This window comes from Altererythrobacter sp. MTPC7, from assembly GCF_042851395.1.
Classification (GTDB): domain Bacteria; phylum Pseudomonadota; class Alphaproteobacteria; order Sphingomonadales; family Sphingomonadaceae; genus CAJXSN01.
On sequence record NZ_BTGS01000014.1, the window covers coordinates 47494 to 67965 of the forward strand.

General features: G+C 61.6%; 19 protein-coding genes. 11 read left to right on the top strand and 8 right to left on the bottom strand.

All coding sequences use genetic code 11. From position 1 onward, the window contains the following. Positions 1-10: 10 nt before the first annotated feature. The 8 genes from ACGHJ7_RS12310 to ACGHJ7_RS12345 form a co-directional block, all read right to left on the bottom strand. Entirely contained in the window at positions 11-793 is a 783-nt protein-coding gene (locus ACGHJ7_RS12310) for an SDR family NAD(P)-dependent oxidoreductase (protein WP_390478085.1), read from the bottom strand. Further along, positions 790-3471, bottom strand: a complete 2682-nt coding sequence (locus tag ACGHJ7_RS12315; protein ID WP_390478088.1) for an SMP-30/gluconolactonase/LRE family protein — start codon at positions 3469-3471, stop codon at positions 790-792. Before ACGHJ7_RS12315 ends, ACGHJ7_RS12310 begins: the two co-directional genes overlap by 4 nt. Beyond that, a complete protein-coding gene (locus ACGHJ7_RS12320; protein WP_390478091.1) occupies positions 3468-4439 on the bottom strand; it encodes a sulfotransferase domain-containing protein in 972 nt (323 codons plus the stop codon). The genes ACGHJ7_RS12315 and ACGHJ7_RS12320 overlap by 4 nt, the downstream gene beginning before the upstream one ends. Before the next feature lie 57 nt (positions 4440-4496). Further along, positions 4497-5078, bottom strand: a complete 582-nt coding sequence (locus ACGHJ7_RS12325) for a VOC family protein (RefSeq protein WP_390478094.1) — start codon at positions 5076-5078, stop codon at positions 4497-4499. Continuing rightward, a complete protein-coding gene (locus tag ACGHJ7_RS12330; RefSeq protein WP_390478097.1) occupies positions 5075-5479 on the bottom strand; it encodes a YybH family protein in 405 nt (134 codons plus the stop codon). Before ACGHJ7_RS12330 ends, ACGHJ7_RS12325 begins: the two co-directional genes overlap by 4 nt. A 157-nt stretch (positions 5480-5636) precedes the next feature. Beyond that, complete coding sequence (locus ACGHJ7_RS12335; protein WP_390478100.1) at positions 5637-7688, bottom strand: hypothetical protein; 2052 nt, start codon at positions 7686-7688, stop codon at positions 5637-5639. A 595-nt stretch (positions 7689-8283) separates the two neighbouring features. Continuing rightward, positions 8284-9405 (bottom strand): DNA cytosine methyltransferase, encoded by a 1122-nt coding sequence (locus ACGHJ7_RS12340; RefSeq protein WP_390478102.1) that lies wholly within the window; start codon positions 9403-9405, stop codon positions 8284-8286. Positions 9406-9457: 52 nt separating this feature from the next. After that, complete coding sequence (locus ACGHJ7_RS12345; protein ID WP_390478105.1) at positions 9458-10495, bottom strand: NotI family restriction endonuclease; 1038 nt, start codon at positions 10493-10495, stop codon at positions 9458-9460. Positions 10496-10835: 340 nt separating this feature from the next. Here ACGHJ7_RS12345 and trbB point away from each other — a divergent pair, with 340 nt between their 5' ends. The 11 genes from trbB to ACGHJ7_RS12400 are packed head-to-tail and all read left to right on the top strand — an operon-like array spanning position 10836 to position 20373. Further along, positions 10836-11816: a P-type conjugative transfer ATPase TrbB gene (gene trbB / locus ACGHJ7_RS12350; protein WP_390478108.1), complete on the top strand. Its 981-nt coding sequence runs from the start codon at positions 10836-10838 to the stop codon at positions 11814-11816. A 5-nt stretch (positions 11817-11821) separates the two neighbouring features. Then, positions 11822-12145 carry a TrbC/VirB2 family protein gene (locus tag ACGHJ7_RS12355; RefSeq protein WP_390478172.1) on the top strand — a complete coding sequence of 108 codons (324 nt, stop codon included), beginning with the start codon at positions 11822-11824 and terminating at the stop codon, positions 12143-12145. Beyond that, positions 12145-12420 carry a VirB3 family type IV secretion system protein gene (locus tag ACGHJ7_RS12360; protein ID WP_390478110.1) on the top strand — a complete coding sequence of 92 codons (276 nt, stop codon included), beginning with the start codon at positions 12145-12147 and terminating at the stop codon, positions 12418-12420. The genes ACGHJ7_RS12355 and ACGHJ7_RS12360 overlap by 1 nt, the downstream gene beginning before the upstream one ends. A 3-nt stretch (positions 12421-12423) precedes the next feature. Beyond that, on the top strand, positions 12424-14886 hold the full coding sequence (gene trbE, locus ACGHJ7_RS12365) for a conjugal transfer protein TrbE (protein ID WP_390478113.1): 2463 nt from the start codon (positions 12424-12426) through the stop codon (positions 14884-14886). Continuing rightward, positions 14883-15629 (top strand): P-type conjugative transfer protein TrbJ, encoded by a 747-nt coding sequence (gene trbJ, locus ACGHJ7_RS12370; protein WP_390478116.1) that lies wholly within the window; start codon positions 14883-14885, stop codon positions 15627-15629. The genes trbE and trbJ overlap by 4 nt, the downstream gene beginning before the upstream one ends. 6 nt (positions 15630-15635) lie before the next feature. Beyond that, complete coding sequence (gene trbK-alt / locus ACGHJ7_RS12375) at positions 15636-15962, top strand: putative entry exclusion protein TrbK-alt (protein WP_390478119.1); 327 nt, start codon at positions 15636-15638, stop codon at positions 15960-15962. A gap of 1 nt (position 15963) precedes the next feature. After that, the gene (gene trbL, locus ACGHJ7_RS12380; RefSeq protein ID WP_390478121.1) at positions 15964-17277 is read left to right on the top strand and encodes a P-type conjugative transfer protein TrbL; all 1314 of its coding nucleotides are present in this window, start codon (positions 15964-15966) and stop codon (positions 17275-17277) included. Positions 17278-17283: 6 nt separating this feature from the next. Then, positions 17284-17964 (top strand): conjugal transfer protein TrbF, encoded by a 681-nt coding sequence (gene trbF, locus ACGHJ7_RS12385; protein ID WP_390478124.1) that lies wholly within the window; start codon positions 17284-17286, stop codon positions 17962-17964. Next, positions 17964-18965: a P-type conjugative transfer protein TrbG gene (trbG, locus tag ACGHJ7_RS12390; protein ID WP_390478127.1), complete on the top strand. Its 1002-nt coding sequence runs from the start codon at positions 17964-17966 to the stop codon at positions 18963-18965. Before trbF ends, trbG begins: the two co-directional genes overlap by 1 nt. Then, positions 18962-20140 (top strand): TrbI/VirB10 family protein, encoded by a 1179-nt coding sequence (locus ACGHJ7_RS12395; protein ID WP_390478130.1) that lies wholly within the window; start codon positions 18962-18964, stop codon positions 20138-20140. Before trbG ends, ACGHJ7_RS12395 begins: the two co-directional genes overlap by 4 nt. Then, positions 20137-20373 carry a DUF2274 domain-containing protein gene (locus tag ACGHJ7_RS12400; RefSeq protein ID WP_047822854.1) on the top strand — a complete coding sequence of 79 codons (237 nt, stop codon included), beginning with the start codon at positions 20137-20139 and terminating at the stop codon, positions 20371-20373. Before ACGHJ7_RS12395 ends, ACGHJ7_RS12400 begins: the two co-directional genes overlap by 4 nt. Positions 20374-20472: the final 99 nt, after the last annotated feature.

Genomic DNA, 20472 nt, shown 5'->3' on the forward strand with positions numbered 1-20472 from the left:
CTTTTTTCCTTCAAAGCGTGAGGTGAAACCCGCCATCGGCGGTCAGCGTGGTGCCGGTGATGAAGCTTGCTTCGTCGGAAGCGAGAAAGGCGATGGCGCGCGCGATTTCCTCGGGTTCACCGAACCGTTGCAGGTGAATGCCCGCCTTGACGGCCTCAAAGGCTTCGACGCCCAGATTGCCCTTGATCTCGTGGTGCAGCGGTGTGTCGGTAACGCCGGGGCACATGAGGTGTACCCGTATCCCTTGCGAAGCCAGCTCTGCCGATGCCGAGGTGGTCAGCGCCAGTTGCCCCGATTTCGAAACGCAGTAGGCCGCAACCATCGGGCAACCAAGCAATGAATTGACCGAGCCGACATTCACAAGCGATCCGCCATTGCCTGCAGCGAGCATGGCGCGCGCTTCGTATTTGAGGCAAAGAAAATTGCCTCGCAGATTGGTGTTCTGAACGCGGTCCCACCATTCGTTGGGCGTGTCGACAATCGGGTAGACCTCGGCCCCGATCCCGGCATTGTTGACCGCGATGTCGAGCCGTCCATGGGTCTCGACCGCGTGCGCGACCATCCGCTGCACATCTTCGGCTTCGGCAACGTCGGTACGGATGTAACTGGCTTTGCCGCCAATTGTGCCGATGTTGTCCGCAAGAGCAGCGATCTTGTCTTCGCTTCTTGCGGCGCAAACGACCGAAGCTCCACGCTCGGCGAGTAGTTCGGCAGTCGCCTTGCCGATCCCGCTGCCTGCCCCGGTGACAATGGCGACCTTGCCGGTGAGGTCGAAGGCGGAAGGGCCGCTCAATTCGAAACATCCGCTGCGATTATCCAGCGGCCTCCAACCTTGCGCCACAGCAGCGAAGCGTAGCCGCCGAACAGTCGTTCGCCCGCTTCGTCGAAAACGTCGTATTTCTGGATCTCAACAAAGGCGTCGGGGCCGAGCCGCTCGATCCGCAGCACTTCGAGCGTTGCGTCATGCGCTGGGCTAGCGGCAACATTGATCCAGAATTCGCGGATCGAAGCGGGGTCCGACAGCAGCGTCTCGCTGTCCGCCGCATAGAGCGATCCGGGGCCGAAAAGCGCCATAATTTCCGACACATCGCCTGAACGAATTCCGTCGATGATCACACGCGTGCGGTTGGCGAGGATTGGAGTAAGGTCTATTTCCGGCGGATCAGTTCCGTCCAGCTTAACCAGCGCATCGCCAAGCCCCGAGATATAGACTGTCCCATTGGGCGCTAGGATCACACCGGTCAACAGACCCGGCATCGGCCCCCACATCTCCGGTGTAAGCAGGGGCAGGATGGGCTCGCCAGCACTCTGCCGACGCCTCGTCTCGGTGATGATCCGTTCACTGGCCTCGGGTGCGGGCGCAAAGACGGCCCGCCACGCTCCCGAGTCTGGATTTAGCGTGTAGACAGCATTGGCAAAGGGACTGACGACCCACAGCTGACCGTTATCGTCCAGTTCGATATTGTCCGGGGTCGGGAGCGTCGCAAGCACGCGGCGATTCGAGAGCGCGCCAGTTGCTTGGTCTACCGCGAAACTCAGGATGCGGTTGGCCACAATCTCGTTGACATAGAGTCGCCCGCGCGCCGGGTCGAATACAATGCCATTGGCGAAATCGAGGCCGTCGACGACCTTCACGGCCCGAGGTTCTGCCTTGCCCACCTCTTCTGCGGCGATGCGCCAGACCGAGCCATCACCCAACGGCTTATCGGCCGCTGCAAACATGCGCGCTTCGGCCCCTTCGCCCGCAGTATTCTCGGTCGATTGAGTGAACCAGATCGCGCCGCTCGGATCGCGCACCACTGCATTCACGCCGAAAGGGTGATCGTAGATCCGTGCGACCGCCTCGGTCTTGGTATCGACGCGGTATATATGTCCGCCCGTGATATCGGCGACGAGGACGTGCCGCCCGTCCGGCTCCCACGACACGCCGTTCGGGCTGTTCCACAGCGGATCGGGCCTGGTTCTGAATCCCGCAGCGGCGAAATCGCCGAAGGGCTCCTTCTTGCCATCGCCATCCAGCGTGACCAGCCCGTGATCCCAATCGCCCACCAACAGGCGACCATCAGATAGCACGACCCCGTCTTCGGCATGGGTCAATGATCGGTCGGCGGGAAAGAAGCTGAAGGGTTGGGAGGGCGGCGCAGATGCGGTTGCCAGTTGTCGCGCGTATTCGTCCTCGTTGAACCTGCCAAGCGAATCTGCGATTAAACCGTTAGCTCCAATTAGCCAAGCCTCTGCACCACTGATCTCTACTCGGGCACCCGTGCCACCCGGCCCCGTATTGGTGCCTGTCAACGTCCAACGGAAGATTATTCGCTGACCATCGCGATCAAGCCCGTCGAAGCTCACCCTCATGTCCGGCAGGTCAGTCATGAATCGGCGTGCGACCGAAGCAATGCCGTCGTGTCCGATTACCGGATCGGCGTCATTAACTGCAAGCCGACCATCGGCCTCGTAGTGAGCTGCGACCTCTTCAGGCTTTCCACTCGACCAGGCGCGAGCATAGTCGCGCGCAAACTGCTCAATCGGGGAATCTTGTGCCGCGATCAGCCTCTCGCAATCGTCATGGCGCGTGGTCCAAGTCAGATTGAACACACGCCAGACGCTATCGCGCCGGACCAGATCGAAATGGTCGGTGCCGCAATGCGAAAGCTGGCCATCGATAGTGAAGGTATAGTCGGACCACACCATAGCGATGTCGCCATCGACCCGGACCATTGGATTGACGAGCGCCTCCACAGCGCCATCCGGTATTGCTGTAGGCAAAGCCCTTACCAGTTCTTCAAATGTGTAAGTGAAGAAAATGCGCGACCCGTCGGCCTTGATTTCGGTCCCCGTGCCGCGCCCTTGCGGGATGGTTATGGCCGCATAGGCCTCGGCATCCTTGGTGCTTAGGGTGGCGAGAAAAGCGTTGGCTGCTTCCAGGGCGGCAGCCTCCCCGGCTGCGTCTTCGGCATGGGTCGGCGAGCGGCCGGCGGGAGACAGCGAAGACTGCATCACGCCCGCTGACCGGCCAATACCTTCCTTGATCTCGACCCGGATCAGACGGACTTCGACATCATCGCTCAGATTGACGGGAGAGTGTGGTGCTTCCGGCCCCTTCCACATAGTGAGCGGAAACTGCATCGGCGGCACTTCGCGTGAATCGAAAATCACATTCCCTTCAGCGTCGCGGTCGATCCAATCTCCCGCCTGCTGGATGTAGAGGACGCTGGGCCAGCGGTGGAAATGCAACGGCTCTTCTTCACCGGGAGCCAGTGTGACTTCGAGAACGCGCACCTGATCGGTTTCAAGCAATATCCTATGATTGTCCGGCGCCGCGACGGTCGCCTCCAGCTCCGGCGGCCAATCGGCGGGGTCGCCTGTGAGGTAGTTGACTTCGCTCTCAACGACGCTGTCCTGTGCAGCTGCGGGCACAGACAGAGCCAGCCCTGCCACCAGCACGGTGCTTATGAGTGTGCGCGTAGTCATCGTACGTCCTCCCGCTCGATATGTCTGTCCAGTGGTGTGGGATCGAACGAAGCTAGGCGGCCGTTCTCCAGCCAGTCGGCTAGGTCCGGCGTTGTCTCTGCCGCGAGAAGCGTCCGGTAATCGGCGAGGTCGGCGTCGGTCAGCACACCGCGCCAGCGTTCGTTCGTGCCCTTGTTCACGAAGCGCCGCGGGCCCCCTTCGAAGGCCTCGGCAAGGTTCGGGAGCATCGCTTCGCTCCCCGCTTTCATCGCAGCGAAGCCTGCTGCCTCGACCATATCGGACCACAGCGGCTCGTCGATCGTGATCCCGACAAACTCGGCGATGCGGCGCATCTCGCCGTCGCGGTCGGCCTTCAGGTCGTTGTAATGCACCATCAGCACATTGGAGCGGCGCCGTTCCTCCCAGAAGCTGCGCTCAAGCTCAAACATTTCGCACGCTGTGTAATCGTCGAAGGGAGCATATTCAGGATCGCGGAGCCAGCGGCGAAAGAACGCGCGCGCATCGCCCGGCGCCCGCGGATAGGGCGCACCGAGTTTTTCGATCCGCGCCCCGCGTTCGTCGAGCTCGCCAAGGGTCTTGGAAGTGTAGGCGGTGGTGTGGTCATGGAATGACATGCACGCATCCTTCGGATCGCGCGCGACATTGATGTAGAGAACGTCGTCGTGCAGCGGCAGCGCCGTGAGCGGGGCATGCGACTTCAGCGAACGCGGCTCCTCGCTCGCCTCCAGCACCGGCAGGACGATATCCTTGGGTACGAAATAGGCGTCGAGCCACGGCTGCGTCATGGTGAACTCGCGCTGCGCAGCCGAGCTGTTGAGCAGCATGTCGAGAATTCGCTGGACCCATGTGGTGCCGCATTTTGGCGGGGTCACCACCACAATGTCGCCCGCGCGCAGTTCGAACTCGGCCCAGCAAGACGTGTCGCTGTGCCAGTTGCGGATCACCTGTTCGGGCGGCCTTATGAGCATCGAAATTCCCCTGTTCTTTCAGTTATCGAAGCATGAAAAAGGCGATGCTGAGCCCGGTTACGACGCAATCATCTCCAGCGCGCCGCGGATCGGAGAGACGTCACCTGCTGGATCGGGTTGAAGCAGCTCCCGCTCGTCTCCGCCCCCGCGCAGCCGCTCCAACCAGTCATCGGGATCGAATTCGACACCGACCGGATTGTCGCCAATCTGCGACCCAGTAAAATAGTCACTGCATTCTCCCTTAGTGGCGAAGCAGTCGACCGAGAATTCCATCTGGTTGCCATCCGGATCGGCGTAATAGAGCGAAGCGCTCATTCCGTGATTGACGCACCAATAGGGCGCTATGCCCCCGGCCTTGAGCCGCTCGTAAGCCTCGAGAAGCGCGATCATGGACGGGCAATCGTAAGCGACATGATCGACGCCGACCGTACCACGGTCGTCGGCATCGCCGCCCGGAGCGATCACGTCGAGATCGGCGAAGGCAAACCGGTGATGCTCTTCGTCATAGGCAAGGAATGCGAGCGCCGGGTTGCGATAGACGATCTTCGCGCCGAACACCGCGGCATACCAGTCGAGCATCTCAGAGAAACGCCGCGTGCGATAAACGACGTGGGCTGGCTTCGGTGTGGGGACGGTCATGCCGCATCTTCCACTGGCTCGTTCACGCTCCAGCTGTCGATGGCGAGCAGCCACCTGCCGTCGGGTTCCCGGCGATAGACGCAGGTGCCTTTTCCCGCTTCGTCGAAGGTTTTCGCATCCTCGCGTGAACGGATCCGCGCGGTGTAGGTGTAGCGGCTGATTGCGAGATCGCCCGATTGCTCAAAGGATTGCTCGTGCTTGTCCCAATGGGCTTCGAATGCCTCGAAGAAGCTCGATGCCCATTCAGCCACCGCCTCCTTGCCAATCAGTTCGGGTTCGCCGGGGGTCTGGAAGACGACATCGTCGCTCAGGCGCTCTCCGATCAATGCCGCATCGTTCGAGTTAATCGCGGCAACGTAGAGGTGATGCAGATCCGCGCCTGCCAACATGGTATCAGTCATTTCGCACTCCCCAAAAATCTGTCCCGGCAAAGCTCCGCCAGGTCCGAAAAGCAGGGCTTTTCAGGACTAGGGCAGGTTCACTCTTGGCGTGTTTGCTAAAGAGATTTTTCGCTGAGGAGGCGGCCTTGCGTCAATCCGGCCGACCGTCAAAAAAGCGTCAATTCGTGCGTGGATCGTGCGGAATGAGATCTGGCCAGCCGTACTTTTCCCACGCGGCCACCAATCCGATCCGCTCGGCGAAATCCATGAAACCGGGGTGCCCACGCACCGCATTGATCGGGTCTGCATCGGTCCACATGCTCATCAGCCCAAACATGTTCGCAGGGTGAATCTGTCCCGAATAGAGCTTCATGACGAGTTCGGCATGTCCCATCCAGATCGCCGGAAACGCAATCGAAGGGTCAAATGGATCGGGCATGGTTGCATGAAGCCCGTCCAGCATTCGGCAGTAGATTTCGCGATCCTCGGCCCTGCCGCTGCAGCATCCATTTGCTGCAATCCGCCAATAGACGTCGCGCGCCTCATCGGCCATGGGTTCGGTCCCGGCGGGGGGCAGAATGACCGTGTTCATCAGCAGTCTGGAGCGGTAATATAAGTCAACGGCCTCTTCGCGCCTCCCGGCGATTGAAAGGGCATTGGCAAGCCACATTCCAGGCATACCCAGATCGACCATCCTTCGTCCGGCAGATATGGCCGCGTTGATGTCGCCGAGATTGAGCTGGGCCACGCTCAGCATCGCATAGTTTCGACCAAACACGGGGTCCTGCTCGATAGCCGCTTCGATATAGGGAAGCGCTTCCGCGCTGCGTCCGATATAAAGCAGGAACGAGCCGAGCCGCATGCCGACATCCGCAACATTGGACGAAAGGCGGTAGGCCTCGAAAGCGTGATCGAGCGCGCGCACAGGCGAAAACTCCGTCCATGCGTGAATCCCGAGCATGGCGTGCGCATGCCCCTGCGAGGGATCGAGAGCGATGGCTCGCTTTGCGCAGTCGGCTCCTCTTTGCGAGGCCTCGACCCGTTCAAGGCAAGGTGTGTAGACGGCGGTGAAGACGTGCGCCTCGGCGAGCGCAGTCCAACATTCAGCGAATTCGCGATCAATCTCCAGAGCTTGTTCGAGAAGCTCGACTGCCTTTGGCAAAACCCCGTCGCCAATCGCGCGGTAGGTCAAAGCGCGACCCTGTAAATACAGCGAATAGGCCTCCCGGCTGGCGGTCATCCTGCGGCGCGGCATGGCTCGGGCGTCCAGTCCCAGGTTCTTGCATATTCCAGCAATCAGATTGGCCCCGATCAGCTGACGCGATCCCAGAATCTCCTCGATCGTTCCATCGAAATGGCTCGACCATATCTCGGTCCCCTTTTCCCCTTCGACCAGTCGTAGCGAAACGCGTATCGAGTTCGCCATGCGGTGAACCGAACCCTCGATTACATGGGTCACGCCCAGTAGCTCGGCAATTACGGGGATGGTCGAGCCACGCTCTGTTACGGCTGCGACCGAAGTGCGACCGGCCAAACGGATACCCGAGATGCGGGCCAGGTTGGCCGAAAGCTCATCCGTCACCCCTTCGGCAAGGAAAAAATCGCCGCCGATCTCATCCCTTTGTTCGAAAGGTAGGACCGCCAGGCTGCAGGTTGTGCTTGTGTCGCGAGGAGGGGGCCTTTGCCGAACCTGCCACGCTTTTTCGAGGCGTGCGGCCTCCTCGTGCTCGCCCGCGGATTTGAGTCCTGCAACAGCGCGACCCACTTCGATTTCGAGCCGGTTCTCGATTGAAGTGAGCCTTTCGGACAACCATGCGGCAAACGTCTTGCCAAATGCCATTCCTTCGAGAAGCCGTCGGTTGCCCACCTGTTCGAGGAGTGCTGCGGCATCAGCGTTGCGCCTTTCCGAGAGCGCATCGAACAAATCGAAGAGGTCTGAATCAATGAGCGCGCGATCAAGCCTGATCGTGGTGCGCGATGTGACAATCGGACTTTGTTCGCCCGACAAAACCGACTTTGACAGGGCTAGGAGGCACTGACGCAAGCTGGCTTTAGCCTGTGCGGGAAAACGCCCTGGCCAGAGCATCCTGCTCACCTGCTCGCGGTCTAATGGCTCGCCATTTTCCACGCAAAGCATCGCGATCAGCGCGCGAGCCCTCTGGTTCGAAAGCTCGATTTCCTCGCCGGAACCATGGGTAAGCATAGGTCTTCCGAAAACGGAAATGCGCATGCGCGAACTGCCTACGACGGCGGACTTTCGCTCAAGTGTATCCATCCCCATCTCCCGTCAAGCACCGTAGCTATGTGGTGCGAGAATGAAAGGTCGATCATCGGCTAATCACCCGCCGCGAGAAGCCGTGAGAGGTTTCTTGGTCGGGAAAGGTGCAGAGCTGCGAGAAGCATCCAATTCTTGTCCGGATGTTCAATCCGATCCGAGGTAACATGCAATCGTGAACTGTCGCTCATCGAGTGAAACGTCTACTTGATGGCTTATCCTTGCAGAAAACAGACATTCCGCAAACGGCCCAAAAGTTGACGCTACGATTGCGATCTTTGCCTATCGATCAGCTCGAACGGCTTGCCATCCGATAGCTCGCCCGTTTCTATCGGTATGCTGAAAGATTCCGAGTTGTCGACTTCGACACCCATTTCGAGTTCAAGGAAGTGACGATATCTGGCTCTATGATAATCATTCATGATCCAGAACAGGTCGTTCGGGTCTGAAAAAGGGGCCTACGACACAGCTTCCGTCATTTCCCGGTGATAGTCGAAGCTCATCTGAGCATCTTTTCTATCAGTGTTTGGACCTGCCGGCTGGGCGCATATCAAGCGGCTCGTCTCACCTGTTGCGACATAAGCGTCAGGAGATGTTCTCCAATGGCTTTCCCGAGCAGGGGAGGCACTGCATTTCCTACTTGAATATACTGTTCTGTTTTCGAACCGAAAAACTCGAAATAGTCCGGGAATGACTGCAGACGAGCCGCTTCGCGAACGGTTATCGCACGATCCTCTTCCGGATGGATGTAAGCGCCCCAGTGAATGTCGCATTTGGTCAGGATCGTGCACGCTAGGCCGTCCCAGCGCATCCGACCGTAACGCTTGGTGTGATCGGAACGCTTTGCTCTTTTCATGCCCGCAGGCAGAAGTTCATGCGGAATGTCGCGCCAGCTCCCGCCTTGCGGGATGTGCGGAAGGCGATCCATATTCACCTTGCCGAGGCGTGGTGCGGCGTGCTGCGTCACGTGGGTTGCATTGCCACGCAGCAGACGCTGGAAAGCGGACGAAGCCTCTGTGCGATAGGCAGGGGCACCCGGATCTTCACCGTTCTCGATCTCGGGAAGGTCACCGATCGCATCTCGAATTGTCGTGAAGGGATATGCCCGGTCCGGTCCGTGACTGGGATCCGGGTGGGAGATAGGCAGGCCGAGCCGGTTGCCGATAAAGACCACTCTACGGCGCTCCTGCGGAACACCGAAATCTTCGGCCTTGAGCACTGCCTCTTCGACTTCGTACCCCAGAGCCGCAAGTTCGGCTTTGATTGTGCGAACCGCTTCGCCACCGCCAATGGAATATATGCCTTTGACGTTTTCCATCACGATCCATTCGGGTTTCATGCCCTCAACGATCCGAAGGTATTCCCTGAACAGCGTTGCGCGCCTGTCATGCATGCCGCGCTTATGATTGTAGACCGAGTAGGCCTGACAGGGAGGACCGCCGACGAGCACAGTCAATTCGCCTCTATTGAGCCCGGTCACCCTCATGAGCCGCTCGACCGACACATCCTCGATCGGCCCGAGCATGAACTGCGCGTTCGGATGGGTTGCCGAAAACGTTTTGCCCGCCGCCTCGAAACAATCATTACCGGCCAGGACGCCAAAGCCCGCCATCTCCAGTCCGGCAGAGAGGCCTCCAGCACCACAAAACAAGTCAATCGCGGTTTTTGTCATTGAGACAGCCCTCGGTTTGTTCTCTTTTTGTCCTGATATATATATCGCTGCCTCATAGCAAGCGACCCATTCCCGCTTTCGCCTTAATCCGGGCTTCGAAGTCGCCTTGAGCAACCGGAATTCCGCCGGTCAATCCGAGCGTAGCGCTTTCGAGAGTGGTATAAATCTCATCCACGATCTTGAGCTGATAACGGCCCGACGCCGGATCTTCGACAAAATCTGCGATAAACCACGCGATATCGGCGTTGGAAATATGCTTTGTCTGCTCCATCTGGCCCATCGAGTGGTAGAAAGCCCAATCGACTACGATGGCCATCTTTTTGCCCCAGCGCCTGAGCGTAGGAATTTTGGTCAGGAGCTGAGGCATGAGCCGCTTCACGCCGCTGCTGCGGTAGTCAGGACGCCTGCCCACGACCGGCATTGCCAATTTCCCCTGACGGTTGGCGATATCGTCAAATTCGACTGCCATCCTCTTGCCAGAAAAATAAACTGCCTGAACCTCCACAGCCACCCAATCCAGCAAGGACTGGTCATCCTTGTCCAACTTGAGCAAGACCATGTCTATCCGGCCGACGTCTTTGCCCTCTTCGCTGTCCAGGCTGCCGGTAGATTCGAGAAACCCAACCTCACCGACCTCGATCGGGTCCGAGGTTCCCAGAAGACTCTTGCCGATTTCTGCAAATGCGACGTGACCCTGATGGAACCGCCATGGGCAAAGCGATCTAATCTTCCCCTGATCGCCTTTCACAGGTTCGATTTGATTGCCGCTGTCTTCATAAAGGCGGATTGAACACACCCCGCCTTTCTTGGTGCAAACGGGGTGGTCTCGTCCAGCCTTGAACGGGCAAGGCAGCTCGTCTTCATTTTGCTGTGAAAGCTTCTCACGAAGTACATCGAGGCGTCTCGCTTCGCGCGCCGTCAGAGATGTTTCGGCTAGCTTTTGCTCGAGTACGGCTAGGCGGTCGAGCTCGTCTTTCTTCATTGCGGAACCACCCACGATATGCGCGGCGCGTACAACACGTGCGGTATCCGCGAGTTCGTGAAACGGATCACCATACCATTCTGCGATATGGAATTTTCTGTCGGCCATGGATGTCCCGTTTAAAGATGGTCGGCCCTATGTGCAGGTTTAAAAGTGGTCCGACAATTCGTGGTCAATTGTATTCCCCGCCAATTCCTTTCTGACCGAGCCTTGCTTAGCAACTTCCGGGAAGCTCCGTTCAGCGTGAAGATCGCTTATAGCAGGGCCCATGTAGAGCAAAGTCGTCAGCACCATCATCTTTGGTAAGCCTCGCTCAAGCGACGTTTCCTCTCAATGCCACGCTAATCTACGATTTGCGCAATTCCTTGTTGCCCGACAGTGATTTGATGTCTTTTTGATCTGCCTCGCGAATGCAGCCGGTGGTCGGTTGCCGCATCCGAGGCAGTCCATGAGCGTCATCCCTCTCCGGTCCGAAATCTCATCGCGCGGCGCGCGCATGCTGCGCACTGCGCTTGGTGGCGACATCACCCGCTGGCTCGACGAGCCCGATGTCATCGAAGTCATGCTCAACCCCGATGGGCGTGTCTGGGTCGACCGATTGGGCGAGGGTCTCGCGGCGAGCGAATGTCTGATGAGCCCAGCCGATGGCGAGCGAATTATCCGGCTGGTCGCCCATCATGTCGGCGCCGAGGTTCATGCAGGCGCACCGCGTGTGTCCGCCGAACTGCCGGAAGGCGGCGAGCGCTTCGAAGGTCTGCTGCCCCCGGTGGTTGCCGCCCCGAGCTTCGCCATCCGCAAACCAGCTATCGCGGTGTTCGCGCTGGCCGATTACGTGAGGACCGGGATCATGAGCAAATGGCAGGCGGAAGCGCTTGCCGGTGCGGTCGCTGCGAAGAAGAACATTCTGGTCGTCGGTGGCACCTCGACCGGCAAGACGACGCTCACCAATGCCTTGCTCGCCGAGGTCGCATCCACGTCCGACCGTGTCGTTCTGATCGAGGATACGCTGGAGCTGCAATGCGCAGCGCCCAATCTGGTGTCGCTGCGGACCAAGGACGGCGTTGCGACCTTGTCCGATCTCGTCCGGTCGGCGCTGCGACTGCGGCCCGACCGCATTCCCATCGGCGAGGTGCGCGGTGCAGAAGCACTTGATCTGCTGAAAGCCTGGGGCACCGGTCATCCAGGCGGGGTCGGCACGCTTCACGCCGGCTCGGCGCTTGGCACGCTGCGGCGGCTTGAACAGCTTATCCAGGAAAGCGTGGTCACCGTGCCGCGCGCGCTGATCGCCGAGACCATCGATATCATCGCCGTGCTCGTACGCGACGGCACCGGCCGGCGCCTTGCCGAACTCGCCGAGGTGCGCGGACTCGATGCCGCGGGCGAATACGTCCTCGCACCCCTTCCATCCACAGCAGGAGACCACTCGTGACCCATATCTTGTCGCGGGCGCGCCCGCGCCTGTCCGCTTTGATCCTTGCCAGCCTCTTTGCGTTGGCATTTGCGGCGCCCGCCCATGCCGCTGGCTCTTCAATGCCGTGGGAAGCGCCGCTCCAGGCGATCCTCGAATCCATCCAGGGCCCGGTCGCCAAGATCGTCGCGGTGATCATCATCATCGCCACCGGGCTGGCGCTCGCTTTCGGGGATACATCGGGAGGCTTCAGGCGCCTGATCCAGATCGTCTTCGGGCTTTCGATCGCCTTTGCCGCGTCCTCCTTCTTCCTTTCGTTCTTCTCCTTCGGCGGCGGAGCGCTGGTCTGATGGATAGCAGCGAAGCTTCTCTGCCGAACGGCTTTGCGGTCCCTGTTCACCGGGCGCTGACCGAGCATATCCTGCTCGGCGGAGCGCCGCGCGGACTTGCCATCGCCAATGCGACGCTGGCGGGCGCGATTGGACTAGGTCTGCAGCTGTGGATCGCAGGCGTCGCGTTTTTCGCGCTCGGCCACATGGTCGCGGTCTGGGCCGCCCGGCACGATCCGCAATTCGTCGATGTCGCACGGCGGCATCTGCGGCTCCCCGCGCATCTGCAGGTCTGAGTCATGCTGAGCTTGCGCGAATATCGAAACAAGGCCGACCGGCTTGCGGACTTCCTCCCGTGGGCGGCGCTCGTCGCACTCGGCGTCGTGCTTAACAAGGACGGCAGCTTCCAGCGGACGGCCCGCTTTCGCGGGCCGGATCTCGACAGCGCGACCCCTGCCGAACTGGTTGCAACGACGGCGCGGTTGAACAGCGCGCTGCGTCGCCTTGGCTCGGGCTGGGCTATCTTCGTCGAGGCGGTGCGCCGTCCCGCACTGGACTATCCCGATTGCGCCTTTCCCGAGCCGGCATCGGCGCTGGTCGAAAGAGAACGCGCCGCGCAGTTCGCAGAGGAGGGCGCGCATTTCGAGAGCCGCTATTATCTGACCCTCCTATGGATGCCGCCTGCCGAGGATGCCGCGCGGGCTGAAAGCTGGCTCTACGAAGGAAAGGCCGAGAAAGGCGTGGATCCGCGCGAGCTTCTCGACGGCTTCGCCGATCGGACCGACCGGCTGCTGCGCCTGTTCGAAGGGCTCTTCCCCGAGGTCCAATGGCTCGATGATGGCGAGACGCTGAGTTATCTTCACAGCTGCATCTCGACGCGGGTGCACGACGTACGCGTTCCCGAAACCCCGATGCATCTCGATGCGCTGCTTGCCGACGAGCCGCTGACCGGCGGTCTCGAACCGCGCCTGGGTGCGGCGCATCTGCGGACGCTGACCGTGATCGGCTTTCCCAGCGCGACCTTTCCCGGCTTGCTCGATGAACTCAATGCGCAAGGCTTTGCCTATCGCTGGTCGACGCGGGCGATCATGCTCGACAAATCCGACGCGACGAAGCTGCTCTCGAAAATCCGCCGCCAGTGGTTCGCCAAGCGCAAATCGGTCGCCGCGATCCTCAAGGAAGTGATGACCAACGAGGCCTCCGTGCTGGTTGACAGCGATGCGGCCAACAAGGCCGAGGATGCCGATGCCGCGCTACAGGAGCTGGGCGCCGACCATGTCGGGCTCGCGCTGGTCACCGCGACCGTTACGGTGTGGGACGAGGATCCGGCGCTTGCCGCCGAGAAACTGCGGCTCGTCGAGAAGGTCATCCAGGGACGCGATTTTACCTGCGTGACCGAAGGCATGAACGCGATCGAGGCCTGGCTCGGATCGCTGCCGGGCCATGTCTATGCCAATGTTCGCCAGCCTCCGGTCTCGACCCTGAACCTCGCGCATATGATGCCGCTTTCTGCAGTCTGGGCCGGACCGGAACGCGATGCGCATTTCGACGCGCCGCCGCTGTTTTACGCCAAGACCGAAGGCTCGACCCCATTCCGATTTTCGCTCCATGTCGGCGACGTCGGACATAGCCTCGTCGTCGGCCCAACCGGGGCGGGCAAGTCGGTGTTGCTGGCAATGATGGCGATGCAGTTTCACCGCTATGACGGGTCGCAGATTTTCGCTTTCGATTTCGGTGGCTCGATCCGGGCGGCCGCGCTCGCCTGCGGCGGCGATTGGCAGGATTTGGGATCGAGTCTGTCCGAGGACAGCGACGAGGCGGTCCTGCTGCAACCGCTGGCGCGGATCGATGAACCGGCACAGCGCAACTGGGCCTCGGAATGGCTCCAGGCGATCCTCGCTGCGGAGGGCGTCGCAATCGATCCGGAGATCAAGGATCATCTATGGTCGGCGCTGAGCTCGCTGGCGAGCGCGCCGGTTGCCGAACGCACGCTCACCGGGCTCGCTGTTCTTCTGCAATCACAGGCTTTGAAGCAGGCGCTTGCGCCCTACTGCGTCGGTGGGCCGTTCGGACGGCTGCTCGATGCCGAAAGCGAACGGCTGGGCGAAGAGAGTTTCCAGGCGTTCGAGACCGAAGGGCTGACCGGATCGGCAGCTGCGCCTGCCGTGCTGTCCTATCTGTTTCACCGGATCGAAGGCCGCCTCGACGGCTCGCCGACGCTCATCATTATCGATGAAGGCTGGCTGGTGCTCGACAGTCCGGCCTTCGCCGCGCAATTGCGCGAATGGCTAAAGACCCTGCGCAAGAAGAATGCGAGTGTCGTGTTCGCCACCCAGAGCCTTGCCGATATCGAGACCTCGGCAATCGCGCCCGCGATTATCGAAAGCTGCCCGACCCGCATTTTCCTGCCCAACGACCGAGCAGTCGAACCGCAGATTTTGGGTATTTATCGCCGCTTCGGATTGAACGACCGCCAGATTGAAATCCTCAGCCGAGCGACGGCCAAGCGCGATTATTACTGTCAGTCCTCTCGCGGTAATCGCCTGTTCGAACTGGGCCTTGGCGAAGTGGCGCTCGCCTTTACCGCCGCCTCTTCCAAGAACGACCAGCTCGCCATGTCCCGCATCGTCGAAGAGCATGGCCGGAGCGACTTTGCCGCCCACTGGCTGAGGCAACGCGGCCTCCACTGGGCCGCCGAATTGCTCGGCGACATTGTGCACTCTTCCACCCCCCCAAACCGACCAGAAGGAGACCTCAAATGACCTCTCGAAAAATCGTCCGGAGCATGGCCATGGGCACCGCACTCGCTTTGGCGAGTACGAGTGCCTTGGTATCGACGCCTGCGCATGCGCAGTTCGGCGGGATCGTCTACGATCCGTCCAATTACGCGCAGAACGTGCTGACTGCCGCGCGTACGCTCGAGCAGATCAACAACCAGATCCGCATGCTGCAGAACCAGGCGGACTCGCTGATCAACGAAGCGAGGAACCTCCAGAGCCTGCCGCTGACGATCGTGCAGCCCTTGCAGGACCAGATCCGGCAGACCCAGCAGCTGCTGAATGAAGCCCAGCGCATCGCCTACGATGTCCGCACCATCGAGGGCGCTTTCGACCTGCACTACAAGAACGTTCCGCTCGGTGCCTCGCAGCAGGCGATGGTGGACGGTGCCGAGGCGCGCTGGCAAAACAGTGTGGCGGCCTTCGAAGATGCCCTCAAGGTTCAGGCGGGCACGGTTGCCAATATTGAAGGGTCGCGCGAAGCGCTCGGCAGCCTTGTTTCGGCGAGCCAGTCCGCCACCGGTGCCTTGCAGGCAGCGCAGGCTGGCAATCAACTGCTGGCATTGCAGGCCCGCCAGCTGGCCGACCTGACCGCCACGATCGCTGCCACTGGCAGGGCGCAGGCGCTCGATGCCGCCGAGCGCGCGGCGGCCAAGGCACAGGCCCGCGAACAACTGAGACGGTTTCTCGCTATTCGCCCGCGCTACCTGCCGGGCGGATCGGACTGATCCGCGATGAATACCAAGCTCGCCGCGCGCACCGGTGCCGCTGTATTCGTCGGTCTCGCCATCGCGATGACGATCGTACAGCTGCGTGAGGAGCCCGCGCCGGTGCAGCAAGCTGACCGGCGCATATGGGTGCCCGACAGTGATCCGCTTCCGGCTCAGCTGAGGGCTTGCGCTCAAATGGGCGAACTGGCGCTGTCCTCGCCCGATTGCCGCGCCGCCTGGGCCGAGAAGCGCCGCCGTTTTTTCGGCGTCGATCATCCTGAGGCTTATCCCGGGATCGGCGACAGGGCGCTGCCTGATTCCTTTTCCGGCGAAACGCGAGGGGAGGACTGACATGGGCGGCACCGGCGTCGTCGATCGTTTCCTCGCGATCTTCTCGCAATATATCGACAGCGGCTTCGGGCTGCTTTCGGGCGAGGTGGCGTTCATCGCGACCACGCTGATCGTGATCGATGTGACGCTCGCCGCTCTGTTCTGGAGCTGGGGCGCGAACGACGACATCATCGCCCGGCTCGTCAAGAAGACGCTCTTCGTCGGGATCTTTGCCTACATCATCGGCAACTGGAGCGCGCTCGCCAATATCGTGTTCAACAGCTTTGCCGGGCTGGGCCTGAAGGCGAGCGGTTCGGGGCTCGGCGCGAGCGATCTGTTGCAGCCGGGAAGGGTGGCGCAGGTCGGCATCGATGCCGCCTGGCCGCTCCTCGAATCGATTGCCGATCTGATGGGCTATGTCGGCTTCTTCGAGAATTTTCTGCAGATCATCATCCTGCTCGTCGCCTGGGCGATTGTCATCATCGCCTTCTTCATTCTCTCCATCCAGCTGTTCGTCACCCTGATCGAGTTCAAACTGACGACCTTGGCGGGTTTCGTGCTCATTCCCTTTGGACTGTTCGGCAAGACCGCCTTCCTTGCCGAACGTGTGCTCGGCAATGTGGTCTCCTCGGGGATCAAGGTTCTCGTTCTCGCCGTCATCATCGGCATCGGTTCGACGCTCTTCGCCGAATTCACCGGCGCCATCCCCGGCGAGCCGACCATCGAGGATGCGCTGGCCATCGTGCTCGCCAGCCTCACCCTGCTTGGTCTGGGCATTTTCGGGCCGGGGATCGCCAATGGCATTGTCGCGGGCGGTCCGCAGCTCGGTGCAGGCGCTGCCGCAGGCACCGCGCTTCTTGCAGGCGGTGCTGCGGTTGGCGGCGTGGCCGGTGCCAAACTTGCGGGCGGCGCGGTCGCCAGTGCTGCCTCTTCCGTCGCGCGAGGCACCTCGCGCGCTGCCGGAGGTGCGACCATGGCCTATGCCACCGGTTCGGCGGGCAAGAGCGGCGGCGCCGCGGTTGCTAGCGGAATGGCGGGTGTCGGCCGCGCAGCAGGAGGTGCCGCCATGTCGCCGCTACGCAAAGCGGCAGACAGCGCCAGGAGCAATTTCCGCGACGGGGCGCGTGCGTCGGTCGGGAACATGGGTGGCCGCATCGTGCCCGCTCACGGTGCTTCGTCACCGGATCCGGAACAGACGAACGGCCCGCCGGCCTGGGCGCGGTCCATGAAGCACAGGCAGAGCCTTGGCCACTCGGCCTCGCTTGCCACGCACACCGTGCGTGCCGGCGACGGCTCCGGCGCAGGCGCTTCCATCGACACCAAAGAGAAGGATTAACCTCCAATGTTCAAACGGCCTTCGATCCGCTACGCAAAAACGCCTCAAGCAGAGACGCCCTACCAACGGGCGGCACAGGTCTGGGACGAGCGCATCGGTTCCGCGCGCGTCCAGGCAAAAAGCTGGCGCTATGCCTTCTTCGGCGCGCTAGGCCTGTCCGCCGTGCTGACCGGCGGGCTCGTGTGGCAGAATGCGCGCGGCACCATCGTGCCCTGGGTGGTCGAGGTCGACAGGCTGGGCGAGGCCCGCACCGTCGCTCCCGCCGCCGCGGATTACGAGCCGACCGATCCGCAGATCGCCTTCCACCTTGCGCGGTTTATCGAGCATGTCCGCGCCATCCCCGACGATCCTGTCGTCGTGCGCGAAAACTGGCTCAGAGCCTACCAGTTCGCGAGCGACAAGGGCGCCTTGGCGCTCAACGATTATGCGCGGGCCAACGACCCGTTCGCGGCAATCGGCCGCGAACAGGTGGCGGTCGATGTCACCAGCGTGATCCGCGCCTCGCCGCGCAGCTTCCGCGTGGCCTGGGTCGAGCGGCGCTACCGTGACGGCGCGCTCGCCGAAACCACTCGCTGGACCGCCATTCTCGGCATTGCCGTCCAGCCTCCCAGGACGCCCGACGCGCTCACCAGCAATCCGCTCGGGATCTTCGTCACCTCGATCAACTGGTCAAAGGAGCTTGGCTGATGACCCACCTACTTGCATTCTCCCGTCCAGCGCTGCTCGCAGCCGGCGTTCTACTCCTTGCCGGATCGCCCGCGTCAGCGACGCCTGCGCCGCAGGCCCGGGCCGCATCGCGGGCGATCACCGCCTTCGACCTCGCCGATGCATCCCGCCTTGTTCAGGCCATTGCATATGCCAACACCCCCTCGCGGCAGGCCTCCCCCACTGCCGCGCGCCGCTCCCCTGCCTCTGACCCCGCCCCTGATCCTCAGAGCCATGTGGGAGCGGCGAATGAGGCCGCCAGGATCGAACCGGACAATGCCGGATTCGACAATGCCATCCAGCGCTATGCCTATCGCGAAGGTGCATTGTTCCAGGTCTACGCCAAACCCGGGCAGGTAACCGACATCGCCTTGCAGGAAGGCGAAACACTGGTCGGCCCCGGGCCGGTCGCGGCGGGTGATACCGTGCGCTGGATGATCGGGGACACCCTGAGCGGCTCGGGAGCGACGCAGCGGGTTCATATCCTCATCAAACCGACGCGGCCCGATATCGCAACCAATCTGGTCATCAATACCGACCGCCGCACCTATCACATCGAACTGCGCGCCAACCCGAACATCTATATGGCCTCGGTCAGCTGGTCCTATCCGGCCGACGAACTGATCGCGCTGCGCCGCGAAGAAGAGCGAGCGGCGCGAGCCACACCAGTCGCCCACGGGTTCACGCTTGAGGCGCTCAATTTCGAGTACCGCATCTCGGGTGACAAGCCTGACTGGCGCCCGCTACGGGTCTTCGACGACGGACAGCGGACCCTGGTCGAGTTTCCACCCGATATCGCCCAGGGCGAAATGCCGCCGTTCTTCGTGATTGGCGCAGATGGCGCAGCCGAGCTGGTCAATTACCGGGTCTCAGGGCGCTATCTCATCGTCGACCGCCTCTTCCACAAGGCCGAACTGCGCCTCGGTGCCGGTCGCAGGCAGGTCCGGGTGAAGTTTGAAAATCGCAAGCGGGACCGGTCGTGAACGAGGAAAGCAAAACCGAGCGCCCCTCCGATGCTGAAAGTATCGTTCGATTGCGCGGGGAGGGACCGCGCGTGGTCAGGCTGTCGCGCAAGGCTATCGGCATCGCCAGCGCCGCGGGTCTGACCGTGCTTGGCGGTATATTGCTCTACGCCCTGCAGCCGGCTTCGCAGGACGGCGGCGAAGAGCTGGTCAACACCGACGGGATCGCTGTGGCAGACGGACTTGCCACGGCTCCGGCAGACTATTCCCAGGTTCCGAGGTTGGGGCGACCGCTGCCGGGCGATCTCGGTCAACCGATCCTCGAGGCGCAGGATCGTGGAGCGATTGCCGCGCTGCCCCCTGTCGGCGCGCCGCCTCCGGTCCCGCCCCAGCGGGCGGCGCCGAGCCCCGAAGATATGGCGCGCGAACGCCTTGAACAGGAACGCGAGGCGGCGCGCGGCAGTCGCCTGTTTTTCGGCGGCGGGACACAAGCTGTCAGTTCCGGCACGGCGGCTCCTGGCGCCCGACAGCAAGCGGGTGTTCCGATTCCAGCCTCCGTCCCAACGGCGCAAGCAGGCTTTTTCGAACGGCCCGCCGACATGCAGACGGCTTCCGTGCAGCGGCTTGAGGCGGTGCCATCGGGGACGCTGCTTCAGGCCGGGTCGATCATTCCGGCAGCGCTGATCACCGGTATCCGGTCGGACCAGCCCGGCCTCGTGACTGCGCAGGTGACCCAGAATGTCTATGACAGCCTGACCGGGCGGCACCTTCTGATCCCGCAAGGAGCGCGCCTGATCGGTGAGTACGAGTCCGATGTCGGGTTCGGCCAACGCCGGGTGCTGCTGGCCTGGACCAGGCTCATCCTGCCTGATGGGCGCTCGATTGTGCTCGATCGTCAGCCGGCTGCAGACCCGTCGGGCTATGCCGGACTGGAGGACGGCGTCGATTACCATTGGGGCGGTGTCGTCAAAGCCGCGCTCGTTTCCACTTTGCTCGGGATTGGCGGCGAACTCGGCGCAGGCGAAGATGATGACCTGCTGCGCGCTGTTCGCCGCGGAAGCCAGGACAGCATCAATCGCGCGGGCGAGCAGGTCGTTGCACGCGAGCTTGATATCCGCCCGACGCTGACGATCCGTCCCGGCTTTCCCGTACGCGTTCTGGTGACGCGCGATATTGTGCTGGAGGGTGGAGCATGACCCGGCTCAAGCTCTCCGACATTACCGATGGCAAGCCCGTCAAGCTGACGATAGAGATCCCTGCGCGGCTCCATCGCCGGCTGGTCGAATATGGGGTCGTGCTCAATGGCGGCGTTTCAGAGGGTGCACCCGAGCCCGCAGCTCTGATCCCACCAATGATCGAGCGCTTCGTCGCCAGTGACCGGGATTTCGCCAAGGCACGCAGAAGAACGCATGCATCATCAAGTCGATAAGTTTTGAGACTGTCCGGACTTTTTCTGGTTTCTCTTAACCAGTATTAGATAAGAAATGTGCCAATAGGTAGAATTGCTCTGTATTCCTGTACATGATCG

Bases quoted from the DNA above. Each gene is read 5' to 3' on its own strand.
- ACGHJ7_RS12315 (WP_390478088.1), bottom strand. From the start codon at position 3,471: ATGACTACGCGCACACTCATAAGCACCGTGCTGGTGGCAGGGCTGGCT.
- ACGHJ7_RS12320 (WP_390478091.1), bottom strand. From the start codon at position 4,439: ATGCTCATAAGGCCGCCCGAACAGGTGATCCGCAACTGGCACAGCGAC.
- ACGHJ7_RS12325 (WP_390478094.1), bottom strand. From the start codon at position 5,078: ATGACCGTCCCCACACCGAAGCCAGCCCACGTCGTTTATCGCACGCGG.
- ACGHJ7_RS12330 (WP_390478097.1), bottom strand. From the start codon at position 5,479: ATGACTGATACCATGTTGGCAGGCGCGGATCTGCATCACCTCTACGTT.
- ACGHJ7_RS12335 (WP_390478100.1), bottom strand. From the start codon at position 7,688: ATGCGCATTTCCGTTTTCGGAAGACCTATGCTTACCCATGGTTCCGGC.
- ACGHJ7_RS12340 (WP_390478102.1), bottom strand. From the start codon at position 9,405: ATGACAAAAACCGCGATTGACTTGTTTTGTGGTGCTGGAGGCCTCTCT.
- ACGHJ7_RS12345 (WP_390478105.1), bottom strand. From the start codon at position 10,495: ATGGCCGACAGAAAATTCCATATCGCAGAATGGTATGGTGATCCGTTT.
- trbB (WP_390478108.1), top strand. From the start codon at position 10,836: ATGAGCGTCATCCCTCTCCGGTCCGAAATCTCATCGCGCGGCGCGCGC.
- ACGHJ7_RS12360 (WP_390478110.1), top strand. From the start codon at position 12,145: ATGGATAGCAGCGAAGCTTCTCTGCCGAACGGCTTTGCGGTCCCTGTT.
- trbE (WP_390478113.1), top strand. From the start codon at position 12,424: ATGCTGAGCTTGCGCGAATATCGAAACAAGGCCGACCGGCTTGCGGAC.
- trbJ (WP_390478116.1), top strand. From the start codon at position 14,883: ATGACCTCTCGAAAAATCGTCCGGAGCATGGCCATGGGCACCGCACTC.
- trbK-alt (WP_390478119.1), top strand. From the start codon at position 15,636: ATGAATACCAAGCTCGCCGCGCGCACCGGTGCCGCTGTATTCGTCGGT.
- trbL (WP_390478121.1), top strand. From the start codon at position 15,964: ATGGGCGGCACCGGCGTCGTCGATCGTTTCCTCGCGATCTTCTCGCAA.
- trbF (WP_390478124.1), top strand. From the start codon at position 17,284: ATGTTCAAACGGCCTTCGATCCGCTACGCAAAAACGCCTCAAGCAGAG.
- trbG (WP_390478127.1), top strand. From the start codon at position 17,964: ATGACCCACCTACTTGCATTCTCCCGTCCAGCGCTGCTCGCAGCCGGC.
- ACGHJ7_RS12400 (WP_047822854.1), top strand. From the start codon at position 20,137: ATGACCCGGCTCAAGCTCTCCGACATTACCGATGGCAAGCCCGTCAAG.